Genomic DNA, 14,714 nt, shown 5'->3' on the forward strand with positions numbered 1-14,714 from the left:
GAACGCGCCGTTATGCAAACCTTCGATCCGCGTACACCGGCAGCAGCATGCGAACGCTGATGCCGCTGCTGATCGTGAGTTTCATTGTGCGGCCGAAGTTGACCGCAGAAATGGTCAGCTGTCGATGGTGACGATTCCCGGCCTTCTGGCTGTCGAAGGCTCATTCTTCCAGGGGAATCACCGGGCTGAGGAGGCGTGGTTGAGCAGGCTGTCGCTGGGCTTCGCGCGAGCCGTTGGCTTTTACGTAGGCCGGCGAGGCGCAGACGATGCTGTAGGTGATGCCCAGGCGTTGCGAGACGAAGCCGAACCGGAGTCGCGGTCAGCACGACGGACACGTCAGAGCCTTCATCGAGCAGGTTCTCGCATGCGGTTGGCGATGGTCAGGTTGAAGGTCACGTCCGGGTGGGTCTTGTGAAGCGGCGACGGCGTCGATGACGAAGTGCTGACGAATACCGGTCATGGTGCGCACTTTCAATTGCTCGGCCGGCGCGCGTGGAAGCTTCGTGGCTTCGCTTCGGCTTCTTCGACATAGGCCAGGATCTGTTCGCAGCTAGTAGGTAGCGTTCGCCGGCCCTCCGGTCAGGGTGATGCGCCGGGTCGTGCGGTTGAGCAGGCCGGGCTCCGGACATGGGCCTCCAGGTTGGCAACCGCGCGCGAGACGTTGGCGGTGGTGGTGTCGAGTTGTACGGCAGCGGGGTGAAGCTGCCGCTCCTGGCCATGCAACGAAAGGCGTGATGTTTCGAAAGCGTCCATGGGGCGCTCGAGGGATGGCAAATTGCTAGATGAAGAAGTTTCAGGCTGAGACCTGGATCAAGGGATTATCTCGTTAATGGTAACAAAGATTCAGGATTTCGAGCCAATCGCCGTTGGGACGAACCGCGCCGTCGTGGGAATCTGGGACGGATATGTGGTTGGTCAGTTCATCGAGGTGCTGCTTTTGCGAGCGAGCCTGCTCCGACAGGTTCTGGTTCTCTTCAGGAATCTAGCTGTGCTGTGTCGCACATCAACAGAAGGTTGACGCCGCAGCGTCGCTCTCCTGGGGCTCAGCGGCCTGCATTTCAACTGAAGGAATGGCCGCCCTCAGGACAAGGCGCTGGCAGGTGATGCGCTGGGCGACCGATGATGCCATCGCCGACGCCGCCGTGACGCCGACTGGCCGATCCGCACAATGGGCGGAAGCCGACGGCGACCGGGAACCAACCGTGGCATCAATCTTGCCGTTCAGGAACAGCCGAACACGGCCATGGCCGCCGCGCGGGTGCGCTAGGCGAAAGCGATGGCCGGTGTCGCCGAAGCCGCTCGTCGCGGACAGATCAAAGGCGGTCGACCTCGAAACGGACAACTGGCCAACGGATCGAGTTGATGGGCGGCGGTGGCCGAAGGTCACCGACGTGGAGAAGGTAACGCGGCGCTGGTCCTCCAGCTTGACGCCGATCCGCGGGGCCGTGAAAGCAACAGCAGCGAGCGGCTGTCGACCTGGCGCAACGGCCTGCGCCGAAGTGCGGCGCTGGCGAACTGGAATCGAGAACAAGATCGCGCGCGCCTACATCGAGTTGTCGCTGCATTACGCCGAGCGCGACATCGTCGCGACGCTCAACAACAGCAGCAGATCGACCTGCGCGAGAAAACGTTGCAATGGCGGCATTGCGTACGTACTTCGAAGTCAGCCAGGCGAATGCTGTTGTCGGGAAACCGATCGCAATCGACGACTGGACGAAGTAGATCGCCGAGCCCGGAACCAGATTCGCTGCGTCGGCCGGGGGTGCTGGGTGAAGGGCGCGAGTCCAGCGGCCTGTCGCTGTCGTCCTGGGCCGCGTCGAAGTTGCTGTTCAAATTGCCCGCCGAGTCGCCCTGGGGAGCGCTACGTGGTTGCTAGTCGCTCGGCAGGGTGGAGCGCAGGCGCGCGGGGATCGATGCTTGCGACGGTCCTGCACCCATCCAATTCATCTGGTCGGGAGCCTTGGCTACATGGCGACTGCGGCGGACTGTAGTTTCCGACCGGAAGAAATTCTTAACCCAGAAAACGTCGGCCCGGCGATCTTCTTGCCGATTTTCGACGGGTGGCGGCTGCGCGGCCGAACTGGTGAGGCATCTGCTGGACGAGATCGCCGTGGCTATTACAACGTACGCCGCGAAACGCCAGACATTTCGCTACGAGTTGATCTGCTGCGAGCCTCGATGGACAAGCAGCAAGCTCCGCGCGAGTCGCGGCCACGGCGAGAAGACCTACGACATCGCCATGATTGCCTATCAGTGTGGCCCTACTGATTTACTACGTGTCGACGCGAGACGTCGCCGTTCAAGCAGCAACAAGCCACAGCAGGTGCAGGCGCGCGGTCAACCGGCGCACGCCGAGTGGTGACGGCGTGGCCGGCGGTCTGGGGCTGGCAACGACGTACCGACTGCTGAAGAAACCCAGGCCGCGAAACCCTGGTTCTCCTGCGTCCAACAGACAACCTGCTGGAGCTGAGCCGCCGCGAAGAGGAAGCGTCAGCTATATATTCGGTCGCCGACCCACCCGCATCGCGAGCAAGCCGTCCGCACCGGTTCCGACCCTGAACTCCTCCGGCAGCAATTGATGATCCTCACCCACCTTCGCGCTGGCTCGACGCCTGGGAATTGGCGCCGTGGTCTCTTTGACTGGGCAATGTAGCGATGGTGCGAACCTGGTTGACATCTTCAGGGATCGCTGGCTGTGTTCCTCATGCTGCTGGCGAATGCGTCTGGCTGCCACAGCCGGCGCAATCTGCCATGATCTTACGGTGTTCATCGTCATGCAGCTGAGAAGCGGCAGGTGTTCGCGAAGAGCTTCGATTGCTTCCTCGACCCTGGGCCGGGTCGGCCGATGATGGTCACGCTGATCGGCGCTGTTCGCGCAGAAGATCGAACCGTTCTGGGGGCGCTGGCGATCTGGGTCGTACTGCTTGGCTGGTGCTGCGCGCCGCGGCTTCCGCGCCCAACGGCTTCGTCCTCGTCCTGGTCAGACCGCCGCGATGGTCGGGGTCGCCCGCGCTGGGCGACCTGGTATGCGTGTTTATGGCTGCTGCTGGCGCAGTGCTGGTACGCCGGGGATTCTGCCTCGATGTGATCAAGCGCCGGGAATCCGCCGAAACCGCAAGTGCGGCGACGCGAATGCTATCAGTGCTTCGGCCGTGTTGCTGTTCGTCACCGATGGCTTGCGCGGGCGAGAAGGCCGAGGCCTTCGAGCGAGCAACGTGGCCGTCCACCGCGAAGCGGTGGGCCTGGAAGGTTGTGCAGCGTGACGGTGTTCGAGATGGACATGCGTCGGCGCAACGGTCGCCTCAGCGTCGAACAGTGAGTTCATGGGCATGACGATATGCTTCAATGCTCTGCATCAGTCTGTCGACGCTGCGCCTGCAATGAAGCAAGCACGCGGCGGCTCAGCCATCAGACCGGCCTGCAGGACCTGGCCGAAGTGCTCGACGGTTTCAGCGGCGGCGCGACGAGCCCGACGCCGGCACGCCTGGCGGTGTGATGGCGTGGCGACCTGAAGTGAAGGCCTGCCGAACGGCGGTGCGAACCTTGCGCGCTATTTTTCAGGAGCGCGAACCGAGCGACGCCCTGAAGAACTGGACTTCCAGACTGCGTAAACGAGCAACTGCTCCATTGTTGTCGACGACTTGCAGAGCTACGCCGAGATCTATGTGTCGCGGCCGAATCACGACGACGAACGAAGCGTTGGGACGAGCCGTCGACCTGAACGAACTGGTGGCCGCTGTGGCTTCGGACGGTGTTGTTCCATCTGGATGCGCTGGGGGTAGTTACTGGGTTGCCACCGCGTGGCCGAGCGGCGCGACCATGACGTCGAAATCTGCCGCTGCGACCAGAAGGTCGTCCTGCTGCCAGACCCAACCGAAACGCATGGTGTTCCAGATGGCGTGCGGCACTTTTCCTCGGCGTCGATCGGTTCGTCGAGATGTTTCGATCTTCTGTGGAGATCGACGGTTTGTGCTGCTGTGCGCGATGCTCGTACCGGCGACGAACTGGTCGCTGCGACTTTGCGGCCGCAGACGCTGGTCGGCCTCGGTCTGCTGATCTTCTTCAGCACCGGTTTGGTGCGGGAGAACCTGATCCGTCGAACAACCTGCACACCTCTACGAACGACTAGATCGCGATGGTCATGGGCATGCTCGCCGGTCTGCGCGGAGCGCGCACGGTTGCCGCCGAACAGTCGCTGGTCACGGGCGGTGTGGAGCAGGATCTGCGCGCCAGGTGGCGCACGCGATCAGCGAGCTTGAAGGGCTTGGCGTCGAGTTTCGAAGAGCCGCACCTGACCGCCTGCATCAGGCGTATGGGGTCTGCGCCGCTGGGGAGCTCGACGTGCAAAAGAAAAATCCGCCGCGCCGGACGTTCGTGGTGCTCGAAGTCGGCCACGATCATCGAGCTACGCAAGGACAGGGCGATCCGCCGGCGGCACCCGGCCTGATCCGAATCCAGCCGTGGTGCGAGGCGATCCGCGCGACGGGCCGGGCGCTGGTCGACTGTCCTGCAACTGAACCAGAGCAATCTGCAGCGCGCACTGGTGGCGGTCGATCATGCGACGAGCCGGTTGCTGCGACCGACGAGCCGTTCGCGCCGCACTTCGAGACCTCGGCCCTGGCGTCGGGTGAAGAGCTACTGGACGATCCGCATGTCGCTGACCGGACCCCGATGCGGCCTATGCCGTTGCCAAGCCTGAAGGACCTGCCCAGCGCCTCGTGAAATCGCCTTCCACGGCGTGCATGTGCCGACCATGACCCTGATGTTCTTCGTCGCTGCGGCGCTGGCCTGGGCGCTGGACCGTGTTCCTCTCGGGGTTCGACCTGGTACCGCTTCTTCTGGTACTGCGCCGCTGTGCTGAGCCGCTTCATGGGTTTGTTCGGCGCGATGGCGCCGACCGTCGACCGTTGACTTCTACTCCGAAGAAGGCCACGAAAGTTTTTCAGCCTGCTCGCGACCCTGTCGGCGGTGCTGGCCTGGGTGCTGTGGATGGTCGCTCGTTGTGGAGCATGATGAAGATCCGCGTACTTGTGATGGTCGGGTGCGTGTGGAGATCGTCATGTTGCTGCCGACGCGACCGGTGAAGTGATCGACGCGCCGGTGCGTGACAACTCATAGTCGGCGGAAGAAGGGCGATTTGCTGATGCAGATCGATCCGAGCATGTACCGCATCGTGGTGAAGCAGGCGCAGTCGTGGTCGCTCGGTGCAAGGCCGACCTGGGAAAACGCGCAGGTCAATGCCTATTGCTGCGCCGACTGAATCTGGTGGATCTCGAAGGTAAACCGCGACGACGCCAGCAATATTGCTCGATCGGCATGGCTGACGATCACATGCGCAGGCGCAGCTCGAGGCGGCGAACTCAATCTCAAACGCACCGAGTGTGTGTGTGGATGTGATGTGATCATTCGTGATGCGGATCGTGGTGACGATGCGCGTATCGGTGAGGTGAAGATGGCTGTGTTGATGATCGTTCTGGGTTTACGAGCTTCTTCGAAGAAGAACGAAACTGTTGGATGCTGCGTGTGGGTGAGAAGGCCTAGATCAACCGATGAGTGCTTGAAGGGCGCCATGTGGAAAGAATCGCGCGGTATCTACGACTGTGAACAACCGGGAGAGCCGTGAATCGATCGTCATGTGAAACCTATGTTCAACTGGTGCGTCTGGCGAGCGAAGTGCTGGTGCGGACTCACATCATCAAGTGCCGGAGGGCGCTTCCGTCGGCGGCAGGGACGACGACAGCGGCGGCGTCAGTCACGTTGGAAAAAGAAGTTACTCGCGAGGAGAAGTCTTCGCGAGCAACTTATCGTCTTCAAGAACTTATGATAGTTGTTTCTATTTGGTCCATTGTAAGCATCTGTTGAATCTGTGTTTACTGTGTTCCCATGTGTCAAGTGTTCCTGTCATCTGTCGATGGCGCTCAATTAGTCACTTTTCACGGTCTGTATTTGTTCAATGTCTGCGGACGTAGTGTTCGTTGATCATCATCAAAAATGGAAGCTTCAGATAATTGGAAGCGATTGAAATCAGGATGGATACTTGTTGAGCCGAATTGTTGCTGGCGAACCGGTGACGCTTGGCTTTACCTTGAAACCGATGGGTACCCCTACCGTGGTCTGCGCTGCAATTCAGGACTAACGATGGCGCCACTCTCTGCATGCCACGTCTGTCCGGCGAGTCGAGCGACGATCCGGTTACAGCAACCTGACCATCATCTCAGCCGCAGTTATGCCGGAGTCCTAAGACGAGACTTACCTTCACAATGGATTGCTATGTTCAACTGTCTAGTTACTGAAGTAATCAAACATGACTCATTATGAGTCAGAGTATGAAGATGGCCATTGGCTGTGTTTGTTCAGACGGTGCAGAGCAGGCTATTTCAACGCGACAGGCAATTGCCGCAAAGCGGCAGGATGCCTCGGCGGCCTGGATTACAGTCACGACGTCAAGGTCATGTCCAACAGCGAGCCGATTTCAGTCAGTGGAAATTTCCAGCGCAGGGTCACCGGCGGGCACGAAATCTACACCCAACCTGGCTCCATGTCGCGCATGATGCAACCGAGGGCATCATCTCATTGGTGACGCCACCGGGCTGTACCAGTATCTGCTGGAGCCGGGCAAGGAACTGCTGATTTCGGTCCGAAGCTGCTCGACCCGGCAGCGGCGGACAAGCGCCTGAAGTTCGAATCCCTGCCCAACCTCATGGCCGTGCCATGCCTACCCGGACGCTTCATCGCCATGCAGCGGCGAACGAAGGGATCCCGGGATCAAGAGCCCTGCCGTGCAGGCCGAAGCGCTTCATCAGCGTCTATTCGACAAGCCCTTTGCAGCAGCGTCGCCGAGTACGTGGATGCCTGGCTGCGGATCGCCGGATTGTGCGAACCGAGGCGGTCGGCCCTGTTGCAGAAACCTTCAAGGAACTCGGGAGCAGTTTCACGGGCGGCGTCTCGGTCGTCCTGTGGAAGCCTCGGCCCGTGTGCGAAAATACCTTCGCGATGGAAACCATGGCGATTGTTGTTCCATCAATCTGCTCCGCCTCATGCCCGGCACCGGCGAAGTCCGACTGGATCGTCCTGGCCGCACTTCCATCATGCGAAGACCGAACGGCGCCAGGAGTTCCATGCGCAAGGCATCGCTCAACGACTGCACCGCTGCTTTCGAAGCGAATGCACCGGAACGGTGCGACGTAGCACCGAGATGCCGCCAAGATCATGATGAGGCCTTCGGCGGCGAAACACGGGAAAGAGTGCGCGGTGACACCGAATCGAGAATATGTTGGTTTTTGAGTTGCGCCGCATGGTGGCAATATCGTCCGTCGAGAATGAGCCGATCCGGCGCCGTAGGCGGTATCGTCCTAGATCACACGTCGAGGCCGCTGTCGCTGAACGATGCGCTCGACTCGAATCGTCGAGCGTCATCTGCGTCATCGACGTCGAGTTGTACGGCGGTGAAGCGGCCGAGGCCAGTCGATGTCTTCGGGCCGCGTGCACCGGCCCAGACTTCGAAATCTGGCGCCGGTTTCTGAAGGCGTCGGTCAGCGTGCGGCCGATGCCGTGAGACATGTAATCAACGTACGGGCACGGCGCATTCCTCGCGCGAACAGTGGAGGAGGGGATCAGTCGGAAAGAAACCGACCCTGTACTGCTGCGCGAAACTCTCAGGGTTTGTGCGACATCCGGGGCGAGTGGCGGCAATCGCAGGAACTTCGAACTGCTGCTGCTGCACTTTGAGGCCGCGAGAGCGCGGGGCGGTGATTGTTGTCGGGCCACCCAACCGCGTCGTCCGTGCGTAGGCAGCGATGCGCCAGCGATCGGTCAGCGGAACATCGTTGCCGTTGTTCATCTTCAGTTGCAGTGGACGAATCGCCGGGCATCGTTCAGGCGCGCAGGCCATGCGCATCGAGCCGGCGCCAGTCGATCTCGCGACCGTTCGAGCCATACTGACCGTACCGCCACGCGGCCCAGACCGACAGCAGCGGCGACGGACACGGCACAAACCTTCAGGGACAACCGCAGCAACAGGAACCAGCCAGGTGATGATCAGCAGGATGCCGATCAACATGTCGGACACCTGAATTTGTGAGAAATCATCCCTACCCAAGGGGCTGGAAACAGACATTGTCGAGAAATCTTCCCATCTGTTGCGTCGGGCACCTGGTTCCGAACAGTAGCCTTCGACGGCGTCGGCTGTTCCAGATGATGCTGAGCAGGACGCTGTCGTCGTGCGGAGTGGTACTTATGAAGATGTACAGCAAAAGATGTGACTTTTCGGTCAATGATGCGAGGTCGTTGTGCGTGCGGTTGATTATTGGCGTGGTAGGTGGAGGGACGTCTGCGCAAGCGCATCATGCATGGTCTCTAATGTGTGGCACGCAGTTGAGCAATGGTATCTGCGGTCGTGGTCTGCTGTAGATGAGCGATCTGCTGGCGCTGGCGGCAACCCTACGATGGTCTACATTGAGTGGTCAGGCAATCACTTCGGAGAGCGTCGATGCGGTAACGTAGGTCGTCTTGGAGGGGTCGGCTGATGAAGCCGTCGAGTTGGGACAGTTGCGGACCTGCGCGAAGTTGAACATGATGATTGTTATGCTCTGGTTGCTGTTTTCGAAGCCGGTGCGGGAGAAACTGTGATGCTGCGCCGAGTGTTCTACGACGGCGAGCCTGGTGTCGGTGAAGCTGCAGAACCAGTGGCTGGTCAACTGATTCGCGACGATGATCGACTGGGTAAGCCTGCTATTCGACGTGACGCCGTTGGGGTGGCGAATGTCTGCAGAAGATCAACATCTTCATGCTGGCAGCCTGGGGTGAACTGGTATCGGCCGGAGCCGATCAATCAACGCGAGCAACTGCTGGAACCTGGCGAAAGGCGCGACGATCTGGCCGCGTTTCGGCGCTCTGGCGATGTCGAAGAGGTCCACGCCCAGGCCGGCAATCGGCAGGGGCTTCGAGTTGACGATCGCTGGGCGCTGCGGTCATCGACGTGCAGTTGCAGGTGCAGCACTGGGTCGACGTGGTCAGCCTGAGTATCCGTGGAGCAACGTCTACGGGGCCGCTGCGGAGGAAGTTCGTGGCAACGGGGTGCTGACCGACCTGAGCGACGCCCGAGGACGAACTGTTTGCAGCAACGAAAGGCGAGCAGAGCTATGGGTGAAGTTGTGCAACATTGGGCTCACATGGACGACCTGATGAACGTGCTGGAGCATCGAGGACAAGGTGCTGCTGTGCGCTACTTCGCCAATCAGCGCATCGACGCCAGTCGCCTCGACGATGACAGCCTCGACCAGATCTGTGCGGCTATGGCTGGAAAGAGGCCGCCGTGCCGGACTGATGGGACCGCTATGGACACCGAAAGCTACCGCAATGACGCTGCGGCAACTGCTCGAATCGACCGACGTGGCCACAGTCACGGCGATCACGGAGGCCGGCGCGCCAGACCCGCTGCCTGCCGCTGCGCGATGGTGCTGCTGATCAGGCCTGAGATCGCGGCGGCGTTCGACGCCCGGCACCCCTACGATGCTGGGGATCAAGGGCGTTCTCGGCGGCACTGGAATGGGCGTATCAGCTCGGATATTTCGGCGGCGATAGTGCAATGTGAAAGCGCTGCGGATGATTGCTGAGGTCTCATCCCTGTACGATGCAAATGTACAGCGGGGGGCGCGTAATACGTTGGGGCCGGGAGACCAATGCCGCCGTGTCGTTGCTAGGTGCCGTCATACCGCCAGCATGGAGTTGTGCACTGGAGCAGCTGGTACTGGTGAGGTGTTGCAGGTCATCATGTTCGAGACCGGGTCCGGAACGACGTACGGATCCTGCACTGGGAGATGGCGCCGACCTTCGGGTGTCCTTAACCACGAGACCGCCGTGGCACAGTTTCAGCGATCACTTGGTCCATGGGGTGGCAACCCACGTGAGTGAGTGGTTAGTCCGTGAGTATTCATCCGTTCGGCGCGAATAGCGTGGTAGTGAAGAAAAGGCCAGGTCAGTTATTGAATGAATTCGTTATTGTGTGAAGGAACGCGATGCTGACAGGCCTCTTCATTATGTACGGATACTGTTATTACTGTTCCTGGTTGCAGACGACGGTTGAATTTGGATCCGGTGAGGATTGTTGATGGGCAGGACCGTTATCGAGTGATGCGAAGAATGCGGTTGACGGCTACAGTGACGGGCGTAATTGAGACGTGAGAGAAGAAATGATGATTGGATGGATCACTATATTGGCAAGCAGAAACTGGGGTTCTGGTGCAGGCTGTCGTACCAACCGGTGTGCATCATTTTCGTCCTACAATTGAGACCCGAGGGTGCAGGATTAATCTATGGAATCTTTGCTGGAACTGGCCAGGCTTGGAGCCTCTCAGTGATTCGTCAAAGATCCGATCAGGCTGACGTAAGGGTCGCTGTGAAATCTATACTTTACTGCTGTTGGTGCTGTGACGTATCATGCGGGTGAGGTGCTCTTCGGTCTGGCACCAGCATGGCGTTCGGTGAAGATGTAAAGTCAGGTCATGGGCCCGATGTTGTAGATTTTCAACAGTCTCGTCGAAGACCTGATAAGACTGGCCGCTAGGCGGGGGGCTGTGGCCACGACGATCAAAAATTCAGCGGGAAAAAATGCTCACTGACACGGCAAAATCTGCGCCGCAAATTGTCGGCGCGGCCTCTGTCGCCATGAGCACATCATGGTGGCCTCAGAAGGCGCAGATGTGTGTCAGGCAGCAAGCAGATGAGTGTGTGTGCCACGTGCTGATGTCTGCCACGTGGACGTGCGGTGAGTGTTTTTTCAGATGCTTGAGCAAATATTGCCGCACCGGAGCGAGACGCCGGATCAAATGGTAGGGCTGAGTTGTTCTTGTTTGAGCAAGTGTTTAAATGGGAGCCTTTTGTGTTGTCTGCTGTATGTTGTGGAGGTGGTTGATTATCTGGAGAGCAGAGACGGAGAAACGTGGGCGCCCTCGTTGAGGGTTGATCTATGAGCTAGGTGAACAAAGTCCTTGTCTGACCCGTCGGCGGGATAGGGACGCAATGGGGCGGGCGGGGGGCTTTGTGTCTGCCGGATGTTTTATCTGCGCCATGGTTCGACCCAGACGCCGCGTTCAACTGGGTGGAGCGACTGAAGCATCCGAACCGTCTGACACCGTCTTCGCCGACAGAAGCCGCCCGATCTGGCGGATTCCGACGATCTTCGAGCCGGCATTCTTGCCGGGGTTGCGCAGGCGGCGGACCGAGGCGATCGGGACGTAGGTCGAACTGGGCTTCGCAGTAGTAGGAACACGTCTCGTTGATCGAGGTTGACTTTGTGGTGCTGCTTATGAATGATCCAGTGTTGCGTGGTGGTGGTGCATCTGGCGACAGGGACGCGCCGGCTTCACGGAGATGCGCCGACTGGAAGTGTCTGCCGATGTTCACCGCGAAACCAGACCAGTTGATGAACTCATAGACTTCGCAGTGGTTCTGGGTTTTGCGGCGACCTGTTTGTCGAGGTCGTGACCATCGTCGATGCTGAGCTGCTGCGGGCGATCATGATCGCGTCCTTGGCTTCGACGATCCAACGACGTTTTCCAGGCCGAATCGACGACACCAGTTGCTGTTGCCGTGGATCATGAGCCTCTGTGTCCGAATTATCTACGTTCGCCCTTGCTGACGTTGTCGTTGGCGTCTTCGTTGAACTTCCACAGTGATGACGAACAACGTATCGCTCGAGCTGGTGGTCAGCGGACCGACGTAGGCACGCTGGGGTTTCTATTCCACCGAAGAGTCGATGGAGTTGTCTGGCAGCAGGCGAAGAGGCTTCGTCGAAGGTGACGGCGTCCGGATCTGAAACGCTGCGCTCCAGGTTGAGGCAGGCAGGCGTCGTAGATGTCTGGATCGTTTTTCAGCTCTTCGAGGAAGTGAAGCTGGCACGGAACAGGAACATGCCGCTGTTCCAGTAGTAGTGACTGGATCGACGCACTCGGTGGCGTGTTCGACGTTGTACTTTTCGACGAAGCCGAGACGCGGCTCAACGCCTTCGGGTACAGCGAATCGGCAGGGACTCGACGTAGCCGTACTGGTCTCCGGTTTCGGTTCGTCGGCACGCCGAACAGCACCTATTTCGCCGTCTTCGGCGGCGACGGTGGCCAGCGCCAGGCGCGTCGCAGGGCCTTCCTGATCATCGAGACGCGGTCGAGCGGTAGTACCAGCATCATCGTCGCGTACCTTCATCGACCAGCATCATCGCGGCTCAGTGCGACCGCTGCGCGGTGTTGCTGAATCGGCTCGATCAGGATGCGCTGGGCTTCCAGATCGCGAAGCGGCGAGCTGCTTGTTGACGATAAAGTGATCTTGTTGCAGTAACTACGATCGGCTGATCATGCCTTCGAAACACCAGGCGTTCGAGGGTTGCTGGAACAGCGTGCGTTCGCGGTCAGGGCGAAGGGATCGTTTAGGGAATTGTCTCCGAAGTGGTGACAGACGCGAACCGTGACCACTGAGAAGATCATGGAATCATGTTGTTACTCTCATAAAATCATCTTGGGTCAGAGGTATGTCTGATGTGTCGTTTCACTCTCGTCTTCGTTCTGCTGTATCCGAAGTCACCCGGCTTCCTGCGGCAGTTGTGCGAGCGACGGCATCTACTCGGTGCATCCTGTAGAACCGAGGCCTGATCCGCATCGACGGGTAGCTAGTCCCGACAGGGGAACCGGTCAGGTTCGGGGAAATTTGGTCAAGCGCGTCGACCGGCGTTTCACCGAGACCGGCGAGAGGCCGACCGGGCTGCTCGTGACGTACAGTACTGCTGCCTCACCGCGTTCCAGTGTGATCGGTTTTATGTTGCTACTTTCTTGTTCGCCTTCATACAGTGCGGCGCCCGAAACTTCCACCCGGTCCACTTCACGTTCGCCATGCGCGTAGCCGAGCAGGGCTTCGGCGTAGCACGGTCCTGCTGGTCGGCGGGCTCTCAGGGTCAGCGGCTTGTTCGCTGAGGTTCTGGATGCGCACCAGGGACTTCTGGCTGTTGAAACGTGGTTTCATCAGTTGCGGCGTGCCGCAGGTCGTCGACGAGGGCTAGTAGTGGTTATTCTTGCGGTTCACGGCAGGAACTGGCGGCCCATTTTGGCGCTGAAGCGACTGCTGCATGAAGCTGAAATTGCTGCTGCTGAGCGGCGAATGTTGCTCACATGAAGTGCTGCCGACGGTGGCGCTGACTTCAGCGTTGCTGGCGTCAGACTGTACGAAGGCTCGAGCCTCTCGCGAGCGGTCGGCTTGTACAGCGTGGTGTCGCGACTGCAAAAGGCAGGCACGGAAAGCATGCTGAGGCCAGACCAGTGCGAGCTTTAGCAGTGAGACGACGAGAGAAGTAGCGGTAAAAGTCATGGTGTACTCTTCTTCAGTTCGGCGCCGGATCGGTGTCTTGGATCAGTGTTGATAGCTATGCTTCGTTGTGAGTATTGTTGTTCCAGTCTGCGACGATCTGCGGGTTGTGTTGCTCATTTGTTGTTCGTATAGATAATGTTTCAGGAAGTACTTTATCAGTACTGTGGCGGGCTGTTTTCTAGTCATTCGTTTTTCAGGTAGTCATCGCAGGATTGGGGCCGTGGCTGTCTTCGGCGTAGTCATGATGTCGCTGTGCAGCGTCTGTTCAGCGCACCGACGAAGTTCGAGTTGGGGGTTGGTGCTGTAACTGGTGCTGATGAGTGCCATGTACTCGATCGCGGCGGTAGCGCGTTCGTTGATGCAGGTTGCTGCTGCCATGGTGTCGCGCTTTTGCAGCGGCTCCGTGCTGCGGCATCAGGTCTTCGAACAGGCGGATCGAGTGCAGGTAGATATGCATCGAGCCGTGCGCGACCTTCTGCTGCGTGAACGAAGCGCCGCCTTGCCGCTGAGCGGGGCTGTCGGCGATGGTTTTGAGAAGTGTTGGTGAAATCTTGGTACCTTCTGGTTGAGTGGGCGTCGGTGCGCAGGAAGATCTGCCACTGTTCTGCTTGGGGCTGTTATGCTCTTAGAGGTCAGGGTGAGGATCTGTCCGCTGCTAATATGGTGGTGGAAACTATAAGAAGGTTCTGCGGTAATGCTCGCCGGTTTTACTTCTACCGAGATGCTCCGGGCAGACGAGTCCTTGCCGCACGCATCCGCTCATCACTGTTCATGCTCTTCCTTCAGGGTCTGGCGCACGCCTTCAACGAGCGCGTAAGTTCGCTCTGCAGGTTCAGCTCTTCGTTGACGATCAGCGAATTCGCTGTACAACGACTTGATCGCGACGAGCAACTCACGCTGGAATGACTCTGTCAACAGTTTGAAATCGAGCGCGGCTGAGAGATTGGTGCTGAGAACGCCTCGATCGGGGGAACTGGTCGTCGTAGTGGGCTTCACAGGCCTTGGTCCAGCGAGCTGTTGAGCATCGTCGCGTCGGCGTTGGTGCTGAGTCTGAGAAGCTGCGAACTGATGAGAGACCGAGGAACGACAAGGTCACGAGGAAGAGGGCCATGTAGAAGATGCGCAACGAGCGGGCTCACGTCAGATCCTCAGAACTAAGAGGAATGCGAGAGCTTTGCGCTGAGTTTCTAGAATCGAAGCGATGAGCAGCAGCAGGATCAGCCGCGCATCACGTAGCGCGACGAGTCCGTCGTCCAAGAGCGGTTGCACCTGGGCTTCGACGCCGACGGTGTAGTCGTGCTGATGGATGCTCGCCGGGACTTTTTGCGGCGGCCAGGGCTTCGACGATCCCTGGGTTGCGTGGT

General features: G+C 59.3%; 10 protein-coding genes and 4 pseudogenes. 6 read left to right on the forward strand and 8 right to left on the reverse strand.

Annotation, left to right across the window (positions count from 1 at the left end):
* Both ACXX9E_RS29355 and ACXX9E_RS29360 read right to left on the reverse strand, forming a co-directional pair.
* Positions 1–719, reverse strand: a pseudogene (locus ACXX9E_RS29355) (LysR family transcriptional regulator); the annotation flags it as partial.
* Between the two features lie 284 nt (positions 720–1,003).
* Complete coding sequence (locus ACXX9E_RS29360; protein WP_458556721.1) at positions 1,004–1,531, reverse strand: hypothetical protein; 528 nt, start codon at positions 1,529–1,531, stop codon at positions 1,004–1,006.
* Positions 1,532–3,337: 1,806 nt separating this feature from the next.
* Between ACXX9E_RS29360 and ACXX9E_RS29365 the strand changes: the two genes are divergently transcribed.
* Positions 3,338–3,496 carry a hypothetical protein gene (locus ACXX9E_RS29365; RefSeq protein ID WP_458556722.1) on the forward strand — a complete coding sequence of 53 codons (159 nt, stop codon included), beginning with the start codon at positions 3,338–3,340 and terminating at the stop codon, positions 3,494–3,496.
* Between the two features lie 286 nt (positions 3,497–3,782).
* Here the strand turns inward: ACXX9E_RS29365 and ACXX9E_RS29370 are convergent, their stop codons facing one another.
* A complete protein-coding gene (locus tag ACXX9E_RS29370; RefSeq protein ID WP_458556723.1) occupies positions 3,783–3,908 on the reverse strand; it encodes a hypothetical protein in 126 nt (41 codons plus the stop codon).
* Between the two features lie 325 nt (positions 3,909–4,233).
* On the opposite strand from ACXX9E_RS29370, the gene ACXX9E_RS29375 reads away from it, so the two are divergent.
* The 3 genes and pseudogenes from ACXX9E_RS29375 to ACXX9E_RS29385 all read left to right on the forward strand — a co-directional run bounded on the left by ACXX9E_RS29375 (position 4,234) and on the right by ACXX9E_RS29385 (position 5,260).
* On the forward strand, positions 4,234–4,722 hold the full coding sequence (locus ACXX9E_RS29375) for a hypothetical protein (protein WP_458556724.1): 489 nt from the start codon (positions 4,234–4,236) through the stop codon (positions 4,720–4,722).
* Between the two features lie 31 nt (positions 4,723–4,753).
* Positions 4,754–4,911: pseudogene (locus tag ACXX9E_RS29380) on the forward strand (DUF1656 domain-containing protein).
* Positions 4,912–5,137: 226 nt separating this feature from the next.
* Positions 5,138–5,260 carry a hypothetical protein gene (locus ACXX9E_RS29385; protein WP_458556725.1) on the forward strand — a complete coding sequence of 41 codons (123 nt, stop codon included), beginning with the start codon at positions 5,138–5,140 and terminating at the stop codon, positions 5,258–5,260.
* A 2,304-nt stretch (positions 5,261–7,564) separates the two neighbouring features.
* On the opposite strand, the gene ACXX9E_RS29390 is transcribed toward ACXX9E_RS29385, so the two are convergent.
* Together ACXX9E_RS29390 and ACXX9E_RS29395 are read right to left on the reverse strand one after the other, a co-directional pair.
* Complete coding sequence (locus ACXX9E_RS29390) at positions 7,565–8,059, reverse strand: hypothetical protein (protein ID WP_458556726.1); 495 nt, start codon at positions 8,057–8,059, stop codon at positions 7,565–7,567.
* Positions 8,060–8,462: 403 nt separating this feature from the next.
* Positions 8,463–8,696, reverse strand: a complete 234-nt coding sequence (locus tag ACXX9E_RS29395) for a hypothetical protein (RefSeq protein ID WP_458556727.1) — start codon at positions 8,694–8,696, stop codon at positions 8,463–8,465.
* Positions 8,697–9,170: 474 nt separating this feature from the next.
* Here ACXX9E_RS29395 and ACXX9E_RS29400 point away from each other — a divergent pair, with 474 nt between their 5' ends.
* Positions 9,171–9,614: a hypothetical protein gene (locus ACXX9E_RS29400; protein ID WP_458556728.1), complete on the forward strand. Its 444-nt coding sequence runs from the start codon at positions 9,171–9,173 to the stop codon at positions 9,612–9,614.
* Positions 9,615–11,056: 1,442 nt separating this feature from the next.
* Here the strand turns inward: ACXX9E_RS29400 and ACXX9E_RS29405 are convergent.
* A pseudogene (locus ACXX9E_RS29405) lies at positions 11,057–12,447 on the reverse strand (sugar phosphate nucleotidyltransferase).
* Between the two features lie 1,228 nt (positions 12,448–13,675).
* Between ACXX9E_RS29405 and ACXX9E_RS29410 the strand changes: the two are divergent.
* Positions 13,676–13,897: a hypothetical protein gene (locus tag ACXX9E_RS29410; RefSeq protein WP_458556729.1), complete on the forward strand. Its 222-nt coding sequence runs from the start codon at positions 13,676–13,678 to the stop codon at positions 13,895–13,897.
* A gap of 215 nt (positions 13,898–14,112) precedes the next feature.
* Here the strand turns inward: ACXX9E_RS29410 and ACXX9E_RS29415 are convergent, their stop codons facing one another.
* Together ACXX9E_RS29415 and ACXX9E_RS29420 are read right to left on the reverse strand one after the other, a co-directional pair.
* Positions 14,113–14,346, reverse strand: coding sequence for a hypothetical protein (locus ACXX9E_RS29415; RefSeq protein WP_458556730.1), 234 nt, complete (start codon positions 14,344–14,346; stop codon positions 14,113–14,115).
* 144 nt (positions 14,347–14,490) lie between these two features.
* Positions 14,491–14,714 (reverse strand): annotated as a pseudogene (locus ACXX9E_RS29420) (hypothetical protein); the annotation flags it as partial.

The sequence above is a fragment of the Pseudomonas sp. GNP014 genome (assembly GCF_054344005.1).